Here is an 18254-nt window from a genome sequence, read left to right as displayed (position 1 = left end):
GTACAACAGACACCTCTGGCCATTTGACCGCTCAAATCAGCAGGCCCGATCAAATTAAAAGACTGGCCGCGCCTTCCAATTTGAGCAAGAACACTTTGCTCTCCACCCCGCCCTTCGCCGAGAATCCACCCAAGCCTTTGGCGGCCAGAATCCGGTGGCAGGGGATCAGCACCGGGATCGGATTTGCCCCGCAAGCCTGCCCAATCGCCTGCGCAGGTGCCCCGATTTCCCGCGCAAGATCACCATACTGCCGCGTCTCGCCATAAGGAATCGCTGCCATCGCGCGGCGGACCTGCTCGGCGAAACCTCTGCCAAAGTCCAAGGGCAGATCAAACGTGGTCAGGCGGCGGTCAAAATAGGCGGTCAGTTGATGGATCGCCTCGATCAGCAGCGGCGTCTCGGGCGCAGGCCCCGCGTGCCACTGCAGTGCCGTGATCACACCGTCCGTTTCCGTCACACTGATCGGCCCCAGCGGGCTTTGCATCCCCGCCTGCATCACGCCACCGCCCCCCCTGAAGCCAAAGGCCGAAACGCCTCGCGCAGCATGTCGGCCAGCCCCTCAATCGCCGCCGATCCGCCGCGCGGGTTGCGTTTCAGCACGACGCGGGCGCGATCCACGATGGGGAAGCCATCTGCATTAGTTAACTCGCGACACCCCGGTGGGATCGTGCTGCGTGAGAGGGGTGAGATCGCAAGCCCCGTGCGCGCCGCCACCCGCAGGCTGGCCGAGGTGTCACATTCAAACGCCGCCCGCCACGGGATGCTTTGCTGATCCAGGGACCGCAACGCGAAATCCCGGCACCAGTCAGAGCGGAAATACACCCCCACCGGCACCGGCTGTTGCAGGTGTTGGGCATGAGCGATGGAAGTCACCCAAACCGTCGGGTCCAGACACAACACCTCATCACCCGAGGTATGGCTGCTGTCATAAATCACTGCCAGATCAAGATGATCCTCGTCCAGAGCCGCCTGCTGGGGTGCGGTGAAATCGCAGCGCACGGTGACTTCCACGCCCGGATGACGCTCGGAAAACGCAGCCAAAGCGCGGGGCAGGATGGTTTCCGCATATTCATCCGGGATGCCGATCCGCACTGGGCCTTGCAGCGGTTTTTCCCGCAAAGCCGTCGCCGCTTCCTCCAGCAGACTGGTGACGCGGCGCGCATAGGGCAGCAGTTGCGCCCCCCTAGGCGTCAGCGCTACGCCGCGCGGCAGCCGGGTGAACAGCGGCTGACCAAGGCTCTCCTCCAGCTTGCGAATTTGCATCGACACCGCCGATTGCGTGCGCCCAACCCGGTCTGCCGCCGCCGTCACCGAGCCCGTATCCACCACCGCCAGAAACGCCCGCATCAAATCGCTATCAAGGGGGACCATTGCGCATCGCCATCTATGAAACCGATGGCTGGCATCATTTCTATTCGTTTGTCTTATGTCAAGGATTCGGGCAAAACAGGCTTATCCGAAACGAAGCCGTCCGATCAAAACCGCGCCATGAAGGAGTCCGCCATGATCCGTTCCACCCTCGCCACCCTGCGCCAGCGCCATGCTTTGCGTCAGTCCATCGGCAGCCTGCTGCGCCGCGCCGATGATCATTTGCTGGAGGATATCGGACTGACCCGTTGTGAAGTGCAGGGTTTGATCGCTGGCAGCGCGCCTGCCCAGCCGAAATCCGGCTATTTCGCGCCGTTTCACGCCTAAGATTTCCCTACCCTGGCAACTTGAACGGGCAGAGGCACCACCTCTGCCCGTTTTTTTGCATCAAGTGTTCAACCCCAAAACCCACACCGCCCCGGATCAAGTCCAAGGCGGCGGCGGTTTGCTTAGCCCAGCGCGTCGTTGCACCGTTTGCAGGTGCCGGGGTGTTTGTGGCTGCCCACGTCTGGCAAAATCCGCCAGCAACGTTGACATTTCTCACCGGGAGCGGCGCGGTACTGTATGTATCGGGCCATTCCTGCGTATTCGACACCCGGCGGCTGTCCAATCTTCAGTTCAATTCCTGAAGTAATGCAGAATTCCGCAAAGTCTTTGCCAAACGCCTCAAGACCACCAAACTGATCCGGCATAGCTGAGTCACCAGCAAAATAGACAATCGGACTAGCCTCAAGACTAGACCCAATTTCCTTCTTGACGCGATAAACTTCAATAGCCTCTGTCACATCTTTTCGGACCAAGCGCTTATAATCCATCATGGCACCCAAGTCAGGGTTCAACCACTCCGCAGGGGTTTCCGACATATCGACCAGATGCACCGACGAGTCCTCACTGGGGAAGCGGCACAGCCAAACCTCCTCCATCGTGAACACCAGCACTGGGGCGAGCCAAGTGGTCAAACGGTGGAACACGATGTCCAACACCGTGCGCGCGGCGCGGCGGCGTTGGCTGTCTGCCGGGTCGCAATACAGGCAATCCTTGCGGATATCGAAGTAGATCGCCGACAGATCGGTGGTGGCAAAGGTGAACAGTTTCTGGAACACGCCTTGGAAATCGTAGCGCGCATAACCGGCCCGCACCTCGGCGTCAAGTTCCGCCAGACGGTGCAAAACCCACTGCTCCAGTTCTGGCATATCGGCATGGGCGACCTTTTCTGCCTCGCTAAACCCCGCCAAATTCCCCAGCAAAAACCGCATCGTATTGCGCAAACGGCGATAACTGTCGGCGACGCCTTTCAGGATTTCCTTGCCGATGCGCAGATCGACGGTGTAATCCGACAACGCCACCCAAAGCCGCAGAATATCCGCGCCATACTCATCAATTACCGCTTGCGGGGCGACGGTATTGCCGACCGATTTGGACATTTTCATGCCCTTCTCGTCCAGCGTGAACCCATGCGTCAGCACGCCGCGATACGGCGCGCGGCCCTTGGTGCCACAGGCTTGCAGCATCGAGCTATGGAACCAGCCGCGATGCTGGTCGGTGCCTTCCAAGTAAAGATCGGCAATGCCGTCGCTGCTGCCATCCTCGCGGTCGCGCAGCACGAAAGCATGGGTCGAGCCGCTATCAAACCACACGTCCAGCACGTCGAAGACTTGGTTATATTGCGACGGATCAACGATGCCATGCAGCATCTTTTCCTTGAATCCTTGCACATACCAAACATCCGCGCCTTCAGCCTCGAACGCTTCCTTGATCCGCGCATTCACGTCTTGGTTGCGCAACAGGAAGTCCGCATCGGTCGGCTTCGCACCCACTTTGGTGAAACAAGTCAGCGGCACACCCCAAGCGCGTTGACGGCTGAGAACCCAATCCGGCCGCGCTTCGATCATCGAATGCAGCCGGTTGCGCCCCGCAATCGGCGTCCAAGTCACCAGTTGGTTGATGGAATTCAGCGCGCGCTGGCGGATCGTCTCGCCATAGGTCGACATGCCATCGTCGAGCGGCTTGTCGATGGCAACAAACCACTGCGGCGTGTTGCGGTAGATCACCGGAGCCTTCGATCGCCAGGAATGCGGGTAGGAGTGCTTGACCTTACCCTTGGCCAGCAGCGCCCCTTGCGCGTGCAGGGCCTTGATATTGCTGACGTTGGCCGCACCCTCTTTGCCCTCGGCATTGATGATGAACTGGCCGCCGAACAGCGGCAGATCGGCGCGATATGATCCATCGGCTTCGACGTTATAGGTCATCGGCAGCTGGAACTTGAGGCCCATCTGATAGTCGTCATCGCCGTGGCTGGGGGCGGTGTGAACAAAGCCCGTGCCTGCGTCGTCAGTGACATGATCGCCAGCGATCATCGGGACATTATAATCCCACTCGCTATCTCCGCCTTCAATGCCGCGATAGGGATGGGCAAAGTCCATCTGCTCCAATTGAACTGCTGGAACGTCCCGACGCTTAACAAATTGCGTAACTTTTGCAGCCGACATCACGCCTTCAGCAAGTTTATTTGCGAGAACTAAAAGTTCTCCAGCTTTGGCCGTCGAGTTTTCGGCAACTTCGGCAACCTCGTAAAGGCCATATTGAATGGTAGGATTAAACGCGATAGCCCGGTTCTGAGGGATGGTCCAAGGAGTCGTCGTCCAGATCACGACAGATGCCTGACGCAAATCTTCGTGCGTCCGCAAGTCGGTGTCATTGTGCTGTGGAACTGAATGCGGCTTAAACCGCACCCAGATCGTGTGGCTGGTATGATCGTGATACTCGATCTCCGCCTCGGCCAAGGCCGTTTTCTCCACTGGCGACCACATCACAGGCTTCGACCCCTGATACAAAGACCCGTTGCTCACGAATTTCATAAACTCATCCGCGATCACCGCCTCGGCGTGGTAATCCATCGTGAGATATGGCTTTTCCCACTTCCCCGTCACGCCCAGCCGCTTGAATTCCGAGCGTTGCACGTCGATCCAGCCCTCGGCAAACTTGCGGCATTCCTGACGGAAGGCCACCACATCCACGTCGTCCTTGTTCAGACCCTTGGCGCGGTATTGTTCTTCGATCTTCCACTCAATCGGCAGGCCGTGGCAATCCCAACCCGGCACATAACGGGCGTCTTTGCCCATCATCTGCTGCGAGCGCACCACCATATCCTTCAGGATTTTGTTCAGCGCATGGCCGATGTGCAGATGGCCGTTGGCGTAGGGCGGGCCGTCATGCAGGGTGAACGGCGTGCGGGCATCCGCCACGGCCTTTTCGCGCAGGCGGTCGTAAACCCCTATCTTCTCCCAACGCGCCAGCCAATCAGGCTCGCGGGCAGGCAGGCCCGCCCGCATCGGGAAATCGGTTTCGGGCAGAAAAACGGTGTTGGAATAGTCAGTCGTATCAGCGCACATCGCGGCAGTCCTTGGAAGGTGGGCCTTGGTCGCAGGCCTTAGGAAGGAGGGTATCGGAGGGGTGCAATGCACCAGAATCCCGGCGTCTGAAACGTCAGAGCGCCGGGCCGATAATTCGGATTATGCTCACGAATATGCGGTCCATGCGGGCCTTATAGAAACCTCGCGCGGAAAGGTCAAAGCCCCTGCGTCAGCGCGCCCTGTTGCAGCGCGCCGGGAAAACCCGCACCCTAGACGGATAGGAGCCTGATATGTCCCCCCTCGCCCGCTTTCCGATCACGCCCGCCCAGATCGACGCCGTTGTATCGGCGTTTTATGCAGCCGTCCGCAGCCACCCGACCTTGGCCCCGGTTTTCGCCTCTCACATCACCGACTGGCCGGCACATGAGGCGAAAATCGCCCGTTTTTGGCGCAACGCCATTCTGCTAGAGGGCGGCTATGACGGCAATCCGATGGCCGTGCATAAGGCCGCGGGCAACGTCCGCCCCGGCATGTTTGATCCCTGGCTGGCGCTGTTCGATGCCACCCTTACGCGCGAACTGCCGCCCGAAACCGCCAAAGCATGGTCCACCCTTGCCCATCGCATTGGCCGGGGCCTGCGCTATGGGCTGGTCGATAGCGCCAAGACCGACTCAGGCGTCCCGCTTCTGCGTTGAAACCTCGCCCGCCCAGCGGTTCAGCCACGCCAGCCCCGCCAAACACAGCCCCAACCCAAGGAAGCTGACCACCCGTGTCAGGCCCGTCAGGCCCGCTGCATCCAGCAGGAACACCTTGGCAATCGTCAACCCAATCACCGCCATCGCCACCCGCCGCAGCAGACCCGAGCGCCGCGCAATCGCCTGATACAAAAGCCCCGCCCCCAGCAGCATCAGCGCGAGGGTGTAGCTGTAAAGCTCGCCCTGCACGACGCCCGAAGCGCCCAGCCAATCGCCCTGCCAGAACCGCCGGATCTCCAGCCCAAGATAAAGCGCCAGCAAGGCCAGCCCCACCACAAGGAACCCCAGCCGCAAGCGCCGCCCCAGCCCCGGCAGCTTCCACACCGCCGCCAGCAGCATCAGCCCCGGCACACCGTAGGCCAGAAGTAGCGTATCCAGCACCCGCGGCCCCAGCACCAAAGCCCCCGGCGTGGTTGGGCTGTAGAAAAACATCGGATTAAGGGCGATAGCCAGCGCCAACCCGGCCGCAGCCAAGCCGCCTGCGACCACCGCAACGCCTTGACGCAAGCGCACAAGCGGCCCACCCAACCGCGCCCGATAGATCTGCATCAGCATCAGCACCAGCCACGGCAGGGCTTGCAGGCTCATGCCCCAATGCGAGAATGTGTCACCATCCTCCTGCACACCGGCGCGCAAAATCAGGCTTGAAATCAATAGGGTAGCCAAGATCGCCCCCAGCCCCGCCGCCGCCGATTCCAGCACACCTTTCGGCAGAATCCGCCCCTCTGGCAGTGTCCGCAACGCCGCCAGCAGGGCCATGATTACCCCAACAAATGCCAGCAGCACCTGCCCAAGCGGGGCCTCAAATGCCCAATCCAACCCCGGATCGGCCAGCAAGCGGTAACCCAACACCGCCACCGCGACCTGAATGAACCAGCCCATTTCCGGCAGCTTGAACCGCCGATCCAAGCCCGCCGCGACCAGCGCCAGCAGCGCCAAGGCTAGGGTCAGCGCGGTATGCGTGGTGACCAAGAACAGCGCCAAGGCGATCAGCGACAGCGCCGACAGCGTGGCATAGGCGGGGCGGCGGCGATCCGGCCCGCGCGCGAACATTACCGCCAGCCCGACCATCCCCACCGCCACCGCCATCACATGCAGCGCCCAAGGATAGGCCCCGATCACCCGCTCCGGTATCCACAGCAGCGCCAAAATCGCCACCGCCACAGGCGCGACCAAAGCCGCGGCCGCCCCGTGCAGCAGCGCCAACACGCCCTCCTGCCTTGATCGCCACGCAAACGCGCCCGAGATCAGCGCCGCCATCCCGACCAGCAGCGTGATCGTCATTGGCGCCGCCACCTCGGGTGCCCGATCCGCCGCGTCCAGAAACTCCCAGAACAGCGGCATCTGCGCCGAGCCGATCTGCACCAGCATCAGCCAGAACCCCACCGCCGGGGCAAAGCCCAGATCGGCCAGCCCCTCGGCCCGCTCTGCCCACAAAACATAAGCCAGCGCCAACAGCGCAAGCCCGCCCAATGCCAGCATCGCCTCGGCCCCCGCAGCCCCCGCCAACAGCACCAGCCCCAGTGTCGAGGCCAAAGCGCCCCCCGCCGCAAGCAGCACCGGGAACGGCGGCCTGACTTTGCCCAGCATCCCCGCCAGCAGCACAGACGGCCCGTTTTGCCGGGGCACCAAGCCGCGCTCAGGAATAGCCACCGCCAGCAGTGCTAGCCCCAGCAACAGCGCAACCCAGCCCAAAACCCCCGCGCCCGCCGCCATAGAAAGCCAGCCGCCCGCATAGCCCAACACCAGCGCCAGCACGGAAACCCAAGCCCAGCGCCGCATCGTATCGACGCCCAAGCCCAACGCCGCGATCAGAGCGAAATAACCATAAAGCCAAGGCGCGGCCTCTGCCCCGCCCCCCACCACAAAGGGTGCGGCAAACGCCCCCAACAGCCCCACTGCGATCAGCAGCGGCCCATAGAACCAACCCAACACCAGCGCCAACACCGCCGTTGCCACCAACCCGGCAAACGCCATCTGCGGCCCGATCAACCCATACATCAGCCGCGCCGACAGCACGGCAGCAAACACCGACACCAGCCCCGCCCCCGCGAAAACCGACGGCAGATAGGCGGTCGAAACATCCTCGCCGTCACCAGACCTGCGCCGCAGCCATTCGCCCGCCGCAATCAGGCACAGCCCAAACGCAATCCCCGCCAACACGCGCAGCCCCGGCGGCAACAGCCCGTTTTCAATGCCATATTGCACGAAAAAGACCCCCGCCAACGCCAGCGAGGCGGCAGACACCGCGTAAACCCAATTCGCCTTTAACCAATCCGCCAAGCGCGAGACCACACTCGGCCCCGCAGGCAGCCGCGCCGCCACAGGCGCAGGTGCGGCAGGTGTCGCGGCCGCGCCACGCGCCGCCGCCGCCCGCTCCCACGGCGTCATCGGTCGCGCAGCTTCCACACGCGCAGGCTCGCCAGTTTTGGCTTCGACAACAGGCGCAGCCGCGTCACCCTCAACCGGCCCCGCTTCATTCAGAACCGAATCAACTGGCGCCGCCTCAGCTATCACCGTCGCCGCACCCCCCGTGGGGGCAAGCCGGTCCGGCACAGGCGCTTGCGCCACATCCACCGCACCCAGCATTGCATGCAACCGAGCACCTTGCGCAGCCAACTGCCGTTCCAAATCACCGACCCGCCTGCGCAAGCCGCTTTGCCCGATCAGCAGCACGATGATCAGCACCGGAATGGCAAGCGCCACCAAGGCCAGCAGAACCAGCAACCCATCCATCCGCGATCTCCCACACGTTTTGGGGTACACTAGCCGCAGCCAACCGCTCTGCACAGTGGGGAATATCCCACCCGATAAGGCCTTGCCGCCGCTGAAATAACCCGCACAAATGCGGCTATGAGCAGCCAATTCCCCCCGCTAACCATCGGCATCGTCGGCGCAGGCATCGGCGGTTTGGCCGCAGCCGCCCTTTGCGCCCAATCCGGCCACCGCGTCACGCTGGCGGAGCGTTTTGCCACCCCCCAGCCGCTCGGCTCCGGCCTCGTGCTGCAACCCGTAGGCCTTGCGGTGCTGGAGACAATCGGCGCAGACGCGCGCGCGTTCGGAGCATCCATCACCCAAATGCTGGGCCACGCCGGAAAACGCAAAATCCTCGATGTCGCCTACAAACCCGATGCCCCCGGCCTTGCCATCCACCGCGCCAGCCTGTTCTCGCTGCTCTGGCACGCCGCCACCGCCGCAGGCATCACCCTGCAAACCGGTGCGGCCTGCATTGATGCCCCTCTATCCAAAGGCAAACGCCTGATCCTGCGGGATAATGCCGACCCGCTCGGCCCGTTCGATCTGGTGATCGACGCCTCAGGTGCGGGCTCGACACTCTCGCCGATGCAGGCCCGCCCACTGAGCTTCGGCGCGGTCTGGGGCACCGTACCTTGGCCGACAGACACCGACCTGCCGCGCGATCAGCTGACGCAACGCTACCAAGCCGCCCGCCACATGGCTGGCGTGCTGCCGATCGGCCAACTTCCCGGCAACCCGACGCCGCATGCCGCCGTGTTCTGGTCACTGCCCCGCGCCAAGCTGGACGATTGGCCCAGCCAAGACCTGAGACAATGGAAAGCCGAAGTTACCCAGCTTTGGCCGCAAATGGCCCCGTTCCTCACCACCCTGCGCTCCCCCGCCGACCTCACCCCCGCCCGCTACAGCCACGGCACCCTGCGCCGCCCCTACGGCGAAGCGCTGGCGTTCATCGGCGATTCCGCCCACCGCGCCAGCCCTCAACTTGGCCAAGGGGCCAATATGGCGCTGCTGGATGCCTTCGCGCTGCGCGAAGCCCTGCGCCTGCCGCTGAGCGAGGCCCTGCCCCGCTACGCCCAAATGCGCCGCTGGCATGTCCGCGCTTATCAAGCCATGTCCGCCGCCTTCACGCCGATGTATCAATCCGCCAGCACCACCCTGCCGCTACTGCGCGATCACCTGCTGGCCCCAATGGCGACGCTGTGGCCGATCAACCGGATGCTGACGGCGCTGGTCTCAGGCACCATGCTACCCGCCGTCGCCGGGATGCACTGGCCGCAAACCGCTGGACAGCAGCAGCCAGCGCGCTAGGCTACAGACAAAGGAAACCCGATGCGTGACCCCTCTCTCAACGTGCTTGGCAGCGTTTTGGAAAGCTGCTCCACTGCCCCCATCACCGGGTTTTTCCGCGATGGCTGCTGTAACACCGGACCGATGGACCAAGGCCTGCACACCGTTTGCGCGCTGATGACGGCAGAGTTTCTGGCCTATTCCAAATACTTAGGCAATGATCTGTCCACCCCGCGCCCCGAATACGGCTTTGCGGGCCTCAAGCCGGGCGATCAATGGTGCCTGTGCGCGGGCCGCTTCCTGCAAGCACATGAAGAAGGCGTCGCCCCGCAAATCTTGCTGAAATCCACCCACCACCGCACGCTGGATGTGGTGGCCTTGCAAATCCTGCAAACCTACGCCGCCGACTGATTGGCCTGCCGACTGATCACGCGGCGGTTTGCGGTACTGGCAGCCGCAAGGTGCCATCTTCATCCCGCATCAGATCCTCGATGAACAGCGACAGAAGTTGCGAGCGCCCGCTGACCCCCGCCTTGCGGTAAATCGCATTGGTCTGTGCTTTCACCGTGCCCTCAGACGTGCTGCGCAAAGCCGCAATCTCGCCAGTAGACATGCCCTTGATCGCGAACAAAGCCACATCCTTTTCCGCAGGCGTCAGCCCCCATTCGGCAAACCGCTCGGCCAATAGCACCATGAACGCGCCCGAGGCCCGCCGCAGCCGGGTTTCAGCCTCACGCCGATCCACAATCGCCCGACGCAACAGGATTGCCCCCAAAACCACGCCAACAATCAGGCCGAACGCTGCCCAGATCTCCATGATCTCGCGCAGCTCCCACGGCAGAGGCGTGGTGGTGATGCCAACAAAAGACGACAAAATATCCGACACGAAAAAGATCGCGCAAGCCGCCTGCAACAGAAAGATCGCAAAGACGAAAGCCGGATGTCTCACTTACGCTCCAAATTTTCCACGATAAATTATTCTGCGCGGCCCCGTCACCGAGCCGCGCATCTTAGTTCTCGTTGCCGCCTTTGCCCGAACCGCTGTTATCGGAATCGCCGTGATCCTCCGAACCATCATCGCCCGAGTCATGATCCTCCGAGCCATTGTCACCTGATCCGTTATCGCCTGACCCGCTGCTGTCAGAGCCATTATCATCTGACCCGTCATCTCCTGATCCGCTGCTATCCGACCCATCACCCTGCGAGCTGCCTTTGCCCGAATTATCGCCGCCCGCAATCTCCGGCAGCACCCGACCATCCTCGGCAAGCAAAACATCGCGCAAAATCTCACCTGTGCGCGGGTTCAGGATGATCTCGCGTGAGGCCCCACCGCGCGCGGCGACAATCCGCACCCGCCCCAACATCGTGGTTTCCACATTGATCTCGCGATAACCTTGGCCGCGCAACTGCGCCACCACCGAGCTTTGAAAGCTGTCCGCGCGCGCGGCGCTGGCCATAAAGACAGCGCCAAGTACGCCGCCAGCGCACTGCCCCAAGAAAGCTCTGCGCCCTAAGAAAACTCTGCGGTTCATCCCGTTTCCCTTCGAGGCCTAAACCTGCCCCGGCTGCACCCACATTATCACCCATGCCAAGCCCCCCGGCAAGGCCGGGGTGCTTAGTCCTTGCAAAACCGGTCTCAATCGTCTGAGCTGCCCTCGCCGCCACCATCATGGCCGCTGTCGTCATGGCCGCTGTCGTCGTGGCCGGTGCCGCCATTGTCGTCGCCTGCATCATGATCCGGGCCATCATCCGACGCGCTGTTGTCATCGGCACTGTCGTCACCCGTAAAATCGTGATCGGTGCTCGATACTTCCAAACCGCTATTCGTCTCACCCGCCCCAACGGTTTGGGATTCGTGTTTGATCACCTCACCCGTGGCTTTGTCATAAACCACCTCGACCTTGACGCCATCTTTGGCGGCCTCAACCTTGATCTGGTTCGGGCTTTCCTTGACCTCGATGCCCGAATAGGCTTGGTCCTGATAGGTTTTCACCACATCCGCCACGGTGATCGCCTGCGCCATGCTGGCGGAAAAGCCGAGTATGACCGTGAAAATCAAGGGTTTCGCTGTCCGTATCATCCTGTGTTCCTAACTTTGCTGAACTGCCAAACGAAGCCGCATCCGGCGACAGGTTCAGCGATGACAGCCCAAACCGCCGCTGCCTATTGGCGCAGAGTTTAGCCCGATCAGATCAGCCCAGAGTTTGCGGATATAAACCGCAGTTTAGGCAAAACCCGACGTAAGCGCGGGTTATGGCGAAAGGCAGCGCCAGAAGCATAGCGGGAAACTATCCTCGAAAATCCAGAAAAATAAGCCTATATCAAATGCTTAAGACATTGGTCTGAAGCTTCCGCGCCCATGCTAAGACCATGGTCTGACCGGGCAGCAGAGTGATTCGGGCAGCACAACGAAAAGCCGCGCCAATCTGCATCGCCGCGGCCCTTCAACGTTCAATCCGGCTTCAGATCTTCATATCAAAGCCAAGGTGCTTGGCGACGGTGAAGATATCCTTGTCGCCGCGCCCACACATGTTCATCACAATGATATGGTCCTTCGGCAGCGTCGGCGCGATCTTCATCACATGCGCGAGGGCATGGCTCGGCTCCAACGCCGGGATGATACCCTCCAGCTTGCAGGACAGCTGAAACGCCTCCAAAGCCTCGGCATCGGTGATGCTGACATATTGCGCCCGACCCATGTCATGCAGCCAAGAATGCTCCGGCCCGATCCCCGGATAATCCAACCCCGCCGAGATCGAGAAGCCTTCCAGAATCTGCCCGTCATTGTCCTGCAACAGATAGGTGCGGTTGCCATGCAGCACACCGGGGCGACCGCCCGTCAGTGAAGCGCAATGCTGCATCCGGTCGTCAACCCCTTTGCCGCCCGCCTCGACGCCAATGATATTCACCGACGGATCGTCCAAGAACGGGAAGAACAGCCCCATCGCGTTCGAACCACCACCAATCGCCGCCACCAGAGTATCAGGCAAACGGCCTTCGCCCTCTTGTTCCGCCAACTGCCAACGCACTTCCTTGCCGATGATGCTTTGGAAATCCCGCACCATCGCCGGATAGGGATGCGGCCCCGCCACCGTGCCGATGCAATAGAACGTGTCGCGCACATTGGTCACCCAATCGCGCAGCGCATCGTTCATCGCATCCTTCAGCGTGCCACGGCCCGAAGTCACCGGAATAACCTCCGCCCCGAGCAGCCGCATCCGAAACACGTTCGGCGCCTGCCGTTCGACATCATGCGCGCCCATATAGACCACGCATTTCAGCCCGAACTTCGCGCAAACCGTCGCTGTCGCCACGCCATGCTGCCCCGCGCCCGTCTCTGCAATGATCCGGGTTTTCCCCATCCGCCGCGCCAGAATGATCTGCCCCAGCACGTTGTTGATCTTATGCGCGCCGGTGTGGTTCAGCTCGTCGCGCTTCATGTAAACCTTGGCCCCGCCAAGATGCGCGGTCAGCCGTGGCGCGAAATACAGCGGGCTTGGGCGACCGACATAGTGCTTCCACAGATCATCCATCTCTGCCCAAAACGTCGGATCGGTCTTGGCGAATTCGTAGCGTTCTTCCAGATCAAGGATCAGCGGCATCAGCGTTTCCGACACGAACCGCCCGCCGAACTTGCCAAAGCGGCCTTGCTCATCCGGCCCGGTCATAAAGCTGTTGATGCCGTCTTCCATCGCTGATCTCCCCGTTTGTTGCAAAGGGTGTAGCGCCCTTGATCGCCGGGGAAAAGGGGCCTTCCGGCCCCCTCGCCCTATCGGGCTCACCCCCGAGGAGATTTGAGCGCAGAGGATGGGCTTAGAGTGTCTTTTTGTAGCCGATATGAGAGGGCAAAAACCCAAGCCGATCATAAAACGCATGCGCCCGCAGCCGGGTTTTGTCGGTGGTCAGCTGGATCACATTCGCCCCCGCCGCCCGTGCCCGCATCTCACATTCCGCCATCAACGCCTCGCCAATGCGTTGCCCGCGCAGATCGGCCACCACCCGCACCGCTTCCACCAGCGCCCGCTTCGCCCCTTGCCGCGACAGCCCCGCCAAAATGGTCAGCTGGCAGGTCGCCACAATCCGCCCGTCGCTCTCCCCCACGATCAGCTGATGCATCGGATTGGCCGCGATCTCATCAAACGCCGAAAGGTAAGGCGCAAGATCACCGCTCTCCCGCGCCTGCCCCAGTGGATCATCGGCCAGCAGCGCCACCACAGCCGCCACATCTGCACGAATGGCGTCGCGAAAGCTTACAGCCATTGCGCCCGCCCCTTGCCCACCGCATCGGCGACCGAGGCATAGCCTTCACGCTCCAGCAGCACATCCAAGCCCCGCGCGATCTTTGCCGCCAAGGAAATCCCCTGATACACCATCGCCGTATAGAACTGTACAGCCGAGGCCCCCACAAGGAGCTTCACAAACGCCTCCTCGGCGCTGGCAATGCCGCCGACCCCGATCAGCGGCAGCTTGCCTTCGGTCAAAACCGAGAGTTGCGCCAGCACCCGCGTCGACTTTTCAAACAACGGCGCCCCCGAAAGTCCGCCCATCTGGGCCTTATCAGCGCTTACCAAACCTTCGCGCGACAAAGTCGTATTGGTGGCAATGATCCCCGCCACCCCCGACGCCAGCGCAACCTCGGCAATCTCGGCCAGTTCATCCTCATTCAAATCCGGCGCGATCTTCAGGAACACCGGGATCGGCTGCGCCAAAGCCGCCCGCGTTTCCATCACCCCCGCGAGCAGTGCCGACAACGCCGCCCGCCCCTGCAAATCGCGCAATTTCTCGGTATTCGGCGAACTGACATTCACCGTCGCGAAATCGACATGCGGCCCGCACACCGCCAGCACCCGCGCGAAATCCTGCGCCCTATCCGCCGAATCCTTATTCGCCCCTAGGTTCAGCCCCACCGGAACCGGCCCCCGCACCCTTGCGGAAAGCCGCGCCCCAATCGCCTCGGCTCCCTCATTGTTAAAGCCAAACCGATTGATCGCCGCCCTATCCTCGGTCAGCCGAAACAACCGGGGCCGCGAATTGCCCGGCTGCGGGCGCGGCGTCGCAGCCCCCACCTCGACAAAGCCGAACCCCGCGCGGGACAAAGGCCCCACCACCGTCGCATTCTTGTCAAACCCCGCCGCCAGCCCGACCGGATTGGGCAAATCCAACCCCGCAACCGTCGTCCGCAACCGATCCGACGTAATCACTCCCGGCAAAGGCACCAGCCCCGCCGACAGTGCTTTCAACGACAACCCATGCGCGCGCTCGGGGTCAAACCGATGCAAAACCGCCAGCCCCAAAGCCTCAATCACGCTCAAAACACGCCCTCCGGGAAGATATGCCCCGCCGCCCCCAAAGGCAGCGATTTGTCCCACACCACATCGGCCAAAACCAAATGCCGATAGAGATGCGGAAACAGCGCTCCGCCGCGAGACGCTTCCCATTTCAGCGTCGCCCCCAGCCGGTCGGCATCACAAGCCACCAGCACCAGATCAGACACATCCGCGAAATACTTCGCTGCCGTCTCGGCCAGTTGCGGGGCGGCCGAGAAATGCACAAAGCCATCCGCCAGATCAACAGGCGCACCCGCCGTCTCGCCAGCTTCGCGAAAAGCGTCCCATTCGACGCGCAGGAATATCTTGTAAATCAGCATGACCGCCTCATGCCCTGCCCTAAGCTTTCGGTCAAGCATCTGTCATCAGCGCGTCACCGCCAAGCCCAATGCTCCAGAAATCCGGGCTTTGACAGACTCAAGCTCAGGTTGCACTGTACCCGCATCCAATCCCGAAGTGGAGATCGCCATGCCCCTGTCGCAAAGCATCCGTGCCGCCCTGTTGTCCGCCACCGCCTTGTTGCCGCTGAGCGCACACGCCGAAACCGTGAAACTCACCCTGCTGGGTGTCGGCGATGTCTATAACTTCACCGAGGAAGACGGTCGGGGCGGCTTTGCCCGCCTGAACGCGGTGGCAAAGGCCGAGCGCGCCGCCAACCCCAACACGCTTTACCTTTTTGACGGCGATATGCTGTCGCCCTCCTTGCTGTCGGGCTTCGATAAGGGCCAAAACACCATTGATCTGACCAATATCGTGCCCTTCGATCTGGCGGTTCCCGGCAATCATGAATTTGACTTTGGCCCGGCGAACTTCCTTGAAAAGGTCAAAGCCTCGAAATACCCTTGGGCCGCGATTAACATCACCAATGCGGATGGCTCAGGCTTGGAAGGCGTCGGCGGGGTGACGGTCAAGGATATCGCAGGGCTGAAAGTCGCCCTGATCCCGGTGGCGCAAGACACCTCGCCCTCGGTCGCCTCAACCGAGGATCTGAAATTCCTGCCCACCGTCGATACCGCGATCAAAGCCGCCAAAGCCGCCCGCGCGGATGGGGCCGATATCGTGGTCGGTGTGGTGCAGACAGATATGGACAATGACCGCAAGCTGCTGAAATCGCACGTCTTCGATGTGATCCTGTCGGGCGACGACCATTCCTATGCCACCGCCTATGATGGCGTCACCGTCTATGTCGAAACCTCACTGGACGGCCAGTTCCTAAGCCCCGTCGATCTGACGGTTGAGGTGGGCGAGAAAGACGGCAAGCGCACCATCGCCTGGACCCCGGCCTTCCGCTTCATCGACACCGCCACCGTCGCCCCTGATCCCGAGACGCAGGCCATGGTCGATAAACTCTCCGCTGGCCTTGATGAAACCCTGAACGTCGAGATCGGCACCACCGAAACCCCGCTCGACAGCCGCCGCAACGTGGTGCGGGCCGAGGAATCCGCGATGGGCAACCTGATCGCCGATGCGATGCGCGACGCCACCGGCGCAGATGTAGCGATCATGAACGGCGGCGGCATTCGGGCTGATCGCACCTATGACGCAGGCAGCAAACTGACCCGCCGCGACATTCTGACCGAACTGCCGTTCGGCAATGTCACCGTGCTGACCGAGCTGCCGGGCAGCCAGTTGCTTGGTGCGCTGGAAAATGCCGTGTCACAGGTCGAAAAAGGCGCAGGCCGTTTTGCGCAGGTCTCGGGCGTGACCTTCAGCTATGACGCCTCCGCCGAACCCGGTGCCCGGGTCTCTGAGGTGATGGTGAATGGCACCGCCCTGAACCCCGATGCGCTCTACAAAGTCGCGGTCAACGACTACATTCTGGGCGGTGGCGATGGCTACAGCAGCCTAGGTGGGGGTCGTCTGATCACCGACACCGGGGCGGGCAATCTCGTCGCAACCGATGTCATGCGCTATGTCGAAAAACTCGGCACGGTGAAACCCGTAGTCGAGGGCCGCATCAAGAAGCTCGGCCAGTAAGGCCGGGGCTAACCAAGATCACGAAAGCGTGAACGCACCGGGACGGCTGAAACTTCCCGGCCCACAACCTCGTTTCCCTTTCATACGGCACGGAATCAACCGGCCGATTGAAAGGGAAGCTGCCATGAAAACCTCTGGGAAAACCTCTGCTCTCGTCCTTGCCTTCGCGTTGATCTCTGGCCCAGCACTCGCCGAAAACCCGATGGTCGGCGGCGCTGCGATGTATGAAAATAAAAACATCGTCGAAAATGCGGTGAACTCAAAAGATCACACCACCCTCGTCGCCGCCGTCAAAGCCGCAGGTCTGGTCGATGCGCTGCAAGGGGCTGGTCCGTTCACAGTGTTCGCCCCGGTCAATGACGCCTTCGCAGCGCTTCCCGCAGGCACGGTTGACACGCTGTTGAAGCCCGAAAACAAAGACATGTTGACCAAGATCCTCACCGCACATGTCGTTGCTGGCCACTTCACCACCGCGCAGATGGCGAAGAAAGCCAAAGCCTCGAAAGACGGCTATTTCAACATGACCACCCTGTCGGGGGATCATCTCTCGGCCAAGATGAAGGGCGGTAGTCTCTATATCTACGACGAATCCGGCACCGCGGGCAAAGTCACCATTTCCGACGTGGAACAGTCGAATGGCGTGATCCAAGTCGTGAACAAAGTTTTGCTACCGAAGTAACCAGTCGCACAAGTTTGTAACCAGTGACAGGCCAGCACAATTCTCCTCCCGTGCTGGCCATATGGCGCGGTCTGCCCCCAGGTAGATCGCGCCTTTTGTTATGCAAAACCGAGCCTCGTGCCACATCCCGGCGGAGACAAGCGGCGGCACGCCGCGCAGGCGACCTAAAATAATGCGGTGCTTGCCGCGCAATTTGAAAACCGCTGGTGGCAGGATCAGGCTGACAAGATCAGTCGGGGCAGGCTCAAGCCCGCTTCAACCGGATCACCACATCGACACGGCTCACCGCCATGCCCTCGGGTGCCTCTGGCAGCCCCGCAATCATCAACTCCTCCGCAGGCGCATCGGTCAAGGCGTGCGTGTCTTCCCAGTAGAAATGCGGGTGATCATCCAACCGTGTGTCGAAATAGCTGCGTGCGCCGTCCACCACGACCTCGTTCAGCAACCCCGCCTCACAAAACGCCCTGAGCGTGTTGTAGACCGTGGCCAAACTCACCTTCGCGCCAGACACCCCGACCGCCGCGTAGAGGCTCTCCGCCGTGACATGCCGGTTCATGCCATCGCCGACCAACAACCCCGCCAAAGCCAACCGCTGCCGCGTCGGGCGCAATCCGCCCCTCGCCAACCATGTCGTGCTGCGCTGTTGTTCGCTCAAACCCATCGCCACTTTCCAAGGCAGGCCATAGCCCGCATCCATCCTAGCCCCCTATATAGAGTGTAAAAGCCGTGCGTTTCAAACGAAAACCCCAAA

18 protein-coding genes are annotated in these 18254 nt (G+C 61.7%); 6 read left to right on the top strand and 12 right to left on the bottom strand.

Going from position 1 to position 18254, the window contains the following annotated elements; genetic code table 11:
- Positions 1 to 49 precede the first annotated feature (49 nt).
- Together AKV04_RS07200 and AKV04_RS07195 are read right to left on the bottom strand one after the other, a co-directional pair.
- Positions 50 to 496 carry a methylated-DNA--[protein]-cysteine S-methyltransferase gene (locus AKV04_RS07200; protein WP_054005771.1) on the bottom strand — a complete coding sequence of 149 codons (447 nt, stop codon included), beginning with the start codon at positions 494 to 496 and terminating at the stop codon, positions 50 to 52.
- Positions 496 to 1371 (bottom strand): LysR family transcriptional regulator, encoded by an 876-nt coding sequence (locus AKV04_RS07195; RefSeq protein WP_054005770.1) that lies wholly within the window; start codon positions 1369 to 1371, stop codon positions 496 to 498. Before AKV04_RS07195 ends, AKV04_RS07200 begins: the two co-directional genes overlap by 1 nt.
- Before the next feature lie 132 nt (positions 1372 to 1503).
- Here AKV04_RS07195 and AKV04_RS26095 point away from each other — a divergent pair, with 132 nt between their 5' ends.
- Complete coding sequence (locus tag AKV04_RS26095; protein WP_156317407.1) at positions 1504 to 1695, top strand: DUF1127 domain-containing protein; 192 nt, start codon at positions 1504 to 1506, stop codon at positions 1693 to 1695.
- Positions 1696 to 1817: 122 nt separating this feature from the next.
- Here AKV04_RS26095 and ileS read toward each other — a convergent pair whose 3' ends face one another.
- Complete coding sequence (gene ileS / locus AKV04_RS07185; RefSeq protein ID WP_054005768.1) at positions 1818 to 4760, bottom strand: isoleucine--tRNA ligase; 2943 nt, start codon at positions 4758 to 4760, stop codon at positions 1818 to 1820.
- A 251-nt stretch (positions 4761 to 5011) separates the two neighbouring features.
- On the opposite strand from ileS, the gene AKV04_RS07180 reads away from it, so the two are divergent.
- Positions 5012 to 5416 carry a group III truncated hemoglobin gene (locus tag AKV04_RS07180; protein WP_054005767.1) on the top strand — a complete coding sequence of 135 codons (405 nt, stop codon included), beginning with the start codon at positions 5012 to 5014 and terminating at the stop codon, positions 5414 to 5416.
- On the opposite strand, the gene AKV04_RS07175 is transcribed toward AKV04_RS07180, so the two are convergent.
- Positions 5393 to 8212 carry a DUF2339 domain-containing protein gene (locus AKV04_RS07175; RefSeq protein ID WP_054005766.1) on the bottom strand — a complete coding sequence of 940 codons (2820 nt, stop codon included), beginning with the start codon at positions 8210 to 8212 and terminating at the stop codon, positions 5393 to 5395. The two genes, AKV04_RS07180 and AKV04_RS07175, sit on opposite strands and share 24 nt — an antisense overlap.
- 117 nt (positions 8213 to 8329) lie before the next feature.
- Here AKV04_RS07175 and AKV04_RS07170 point away from each other — a divergent pair, with 117 nt between their 5' ends.
- Positions 8330 to 9541 carry an FAD-dependent oxidoreductase gene (locus AKV04_RS07170; RefSeq protein WP_054005765.1) on the top strand — a complete coding sequence of 404 codons (1212 nt, stop codon included), beginning with the start codon at positions 8330 to 8332 and terminating at the stop codon, positions 9539 to 9541.
- Between the two features lie 21 nt (positions 9542 to 9562).
- A complete protein-coding gene (locus AKV04_RS07165; protein WP_054005764.1) occupies positions 9563 to 9931 on the top strand; it encodes a DUF2237 family protein in 369 nt (122 codons plus the stop codon).
- Between the two features lie 16 nt (positions 9932 to 9947).
- On the opposite strand, the gene AKV04_RS07160 is transcribed toward AKV04_RS07165, so the two are convergent.
- The 7 genes from AKV04_RS07160 to AKV04_RS07130 all read right to left on the bottom strand — a co-directional run bounded on the left by AKV04_RS07160 (position 9948) and on the right by AKV04_RS07130 (position 15167).
- Complete coding sequence (locus tag AKV04_RS07160; protein WP_082351548.1) at positions 9948 to 10469, bottom strand: helix-turn-helix transcriptional regulator; 522 nt, start codon at positions 10467 to 10469, stop codon at positions 9948 to 9950.
- Positions 10470 to 10530: 61 nt separating this feature from the next.
- Positions 10531 to 10977 (bottom strand): hypothetical protein, encoded by a 447-nt coding sequence (locus tag AKV04_RS07155; protein WP_054005763.1) that lies wholly within the window; start codon positions 10975 to 10977, stop codon positions 10531 to 10533.
- Positions 10978 to 11156: 179 nt separating this feature from the next.
- Complete coding sequence (locus AKV04_RS07150; protein WP_054005762.1) at positions 11157 to 11600, bottom strand: PepSY domain-containing protein; 444 nt, start codon at positions 11598 to 11600, stop codon at positions 11157 to 11159.
- A gap of 382 nt (positions 11601 to 11982) precedes the next feature.
- Positions 11983 to 13212, bottom strand: a complete 1230-nt coding sequence (trpB, locus tag AKV04_RS07145) for a tryptophan synthase subunit beta (RefSeq protein ID WP_054005761.1) — start codon at positions 13210 to 13212, stop codon at positions 11983 to 11985.
- Positions 13213 to 13333: 121 nt separating this feature from the next.
- Positions 13334 to 13780, bottom strand: coding sequence for a GNAT family N-acetyltransferase (locus tag AKV04_RS07140; protein ID WP_054005760.1), 447 nt, complete (start codon positions 13778 to 13780; stop codon positions 13334 to 13336).
- The gene (locus tag AKV04_RS07135; protein WP_054005759.1) at positions 13771 to 14832 is read right to left on the bottom strand and encodes a quinone-dependent dihydroorotate dehydrogenase; all 1062 of its coding nucleotides are present in this window, start codon (positions 14830 to 14832) and stop codon (positions 13771 to 13773) included. Before AKV04_RS07135 ends, AKV04_RS07140 begins: the two co-directional genes overlap by 10 nt.
- The gene (locus AKV04_RS07130) at positions 14829 to 15167 is read right to left on the bottom strand and encodes a DUF952 domain-containing protein (protein ID WP_054005758.1); all 339 of its coding nucleotides are present in this window, start codon (positions 15165 to 15167) and stop codon (positions 14829 to 14831) included. Before AKV04_RS07130 ends, AKV04_RS07135 begins: the two co-directional genes overlap by 4 nt.
- A 148-nt stretch (positions 15168 to 15315) precedes the next feature.
- Between AKV04_RS07130 and AKV04_RS07125 the strand changes: the two genes are divergently transcribed.
- Positions 15316 to 16824, top strand: a complete 1509-nt coding sequence (locus tag AKV04_RS07125) for a bifunctional metallophosphatase/5'-nucleotidase (protein WP_054005757.1) — start codon at positions 15316 to 15318, stop codon at positions 16822 to 16824.
- Between the two features lie 124 nt (positions 16825 to 16948).
- Positions 16949 to 17503: a fasciclin domain-containing protein gene (locus tag AKV04_RS07120; protein ID WP_054005756.1), complete on the top strand. Its 555-nt coding sequence runs from the start codon at positions 16949 to 16951 to the stop codon at positions 17501 to 17503.
- A gap of 244 nt (positions 17504 to 17747) precedes the next feature.
- Here AKV04_RS07120 and irrA read toward each other — a convergent pair whose 3' ends face one another.
- The gene (gene irrA / locus AKV04_RS07115) at positions 17748 to 18200 is read right to left on the bottom strand and encodes an iron response transcriptional regulator IrrA (RefSeq protein ID WP_328287141.1); all 453 of its coding nucleotides are present in this window, start codon (positions 18198 to 18200) and stop codon (positions 17748 to 17750) included.
- Positions 18201 to 18254 lie beyond the last annotated feature (54 nt).

Source organism: Cypionkella psychrotolerans (assembly GCF_001294535.1).
Lineage (GTDB): Bacteria > Pseudomonadota > Alphaproteobacteria > Rhodobacterales > Rhodobacteraceae > Cypionkella > Cypionkella psychrotolerans.
This window is presented reverse-complemented; position numbering and strand designations above follow the sequence as displayed.

What these genes read in the sequence shown, in the direction of transcription:
- AKV04_RS07200 (WP_054005771.1), bottom strand. Translation starts at nt 496, where the DNA reads ATGCAGGCGGGGATGCAAAGCCCGCTGGGGCCGATCAGTGTGACGGAA.
- AKV04_RS07195 (WP_054005770.1), bottom strand. Translation starts at nt 1,371, where the DNA reads ATGGTCCCCCTTGATAGCGATTTGATGCGGGCGTTTCTGGCGGTGGTG.
- AKV04_RS26095 (WP_156317407.1), top strand. Translation starts at nt 1,504, where the DNA reads ATGATCCGTTCCACCCTCGCCACCCTGCGCCAGCGCCATGCTTTGCGT.
- ileS (WP_054005768.1), bottom strand. Translation starts at nt 4,760, where the DNA reads ATGTGCGCTGATACGACTGACTATTCCAACACCGTTTTTCTGCCCGAA.
- AKV04_RS07180 (WP_054005767.1), top strand. Translation starts at nt 5,012, where the DNA reads ATGTCCCCCCTCGCCCGCTTTCCGATCACGCCCGCCCAGATCGACGCC.
- AKV04_RS07175 (WP_054005766.1), bottom strand. Translation starts at nt 8,212, where the DNA reads ATGGATGGGTTGCTGGTTCTGCTGGCCTTGGTGGCGCTTGCCATTCCG.
- AKV04_RS07170 (WP_054005765.1), top strand. Translation starts at nt 8,330, where the DNA reads ATGAGCAGCCAATTCCCCCCGCTAACCATCGGCATCGTCGGCGCAGGC.
- AKV04_RS07165 (WP_054005764.1), top strand. Translation starts at nt 9,563, where the DNA reads ATGCGTGACCCCTCTCTCAACGTGCTTGGCAGCGTTTTGGAAAGCTGC.
- AKV04_RS07155 (WP_054005763.1), bottom strand. Translation starts at nt 10,977, where the DNA reads ATGGCCAGCGCCGCGCGCGCGGACAGCTTTCAAAGCTCGGTGGTGGCG.
- AKV04_RS07150 (WP_054005762.1), bottom strand. Translation starts at nt 11,600, where the DNA reads ATGATACGGACAGCGAAACCCTTGATTTTCACGGTCATACTCGGCTTT.
- trpB (WP_054005761.1), bottom strand. Translation starts at nt 13,212, where the DNA reads ATGGAAGACGGCATCAACAGCTTTATGACCGGGCCGGATGAGCAAGGC.
- AKV04_RS07140 (WP_054005760.1), bottom strand. Translation starts at nt 13,780, where the DNA reads ATGGCTGTAAGCTTTCGCGACGCCATTCGTGCAGATGTGGCGGCTGTG.
- AKV04_RS07130 (WP_054005758.1), bottom strand. Translation starts at nt 15,167, where the DNA reads ATGCTGATTTACAAGATATTCCTGCGCGTCGAATGGGACGCTTTTCGC.
- AKV04_RS07125 (WP_054005757.1), top strand. Translation starts at nt 15,316, where the DNA reads ATGCCCCTGTCGCAAAGCATCCGTGCCGCCCTGTTGTCCGCCACCGCC.
- AKV04_RS07120 (WP_054005756.1), top strand. Translation starts at nt 16,949, where the DNA reads ATGAAAACCTCTGGGAAAACCTCTGCTCTCGTCCTTGCCTTCGCGTTG.
- irrA (WP_328287141.1), bottom strand. Translation starts at nt 18,200, where the DNA reads ATGGATGCGGGCTATGGCCTGCCTTGGAAAGTGGCGATGGGTTTGAGC.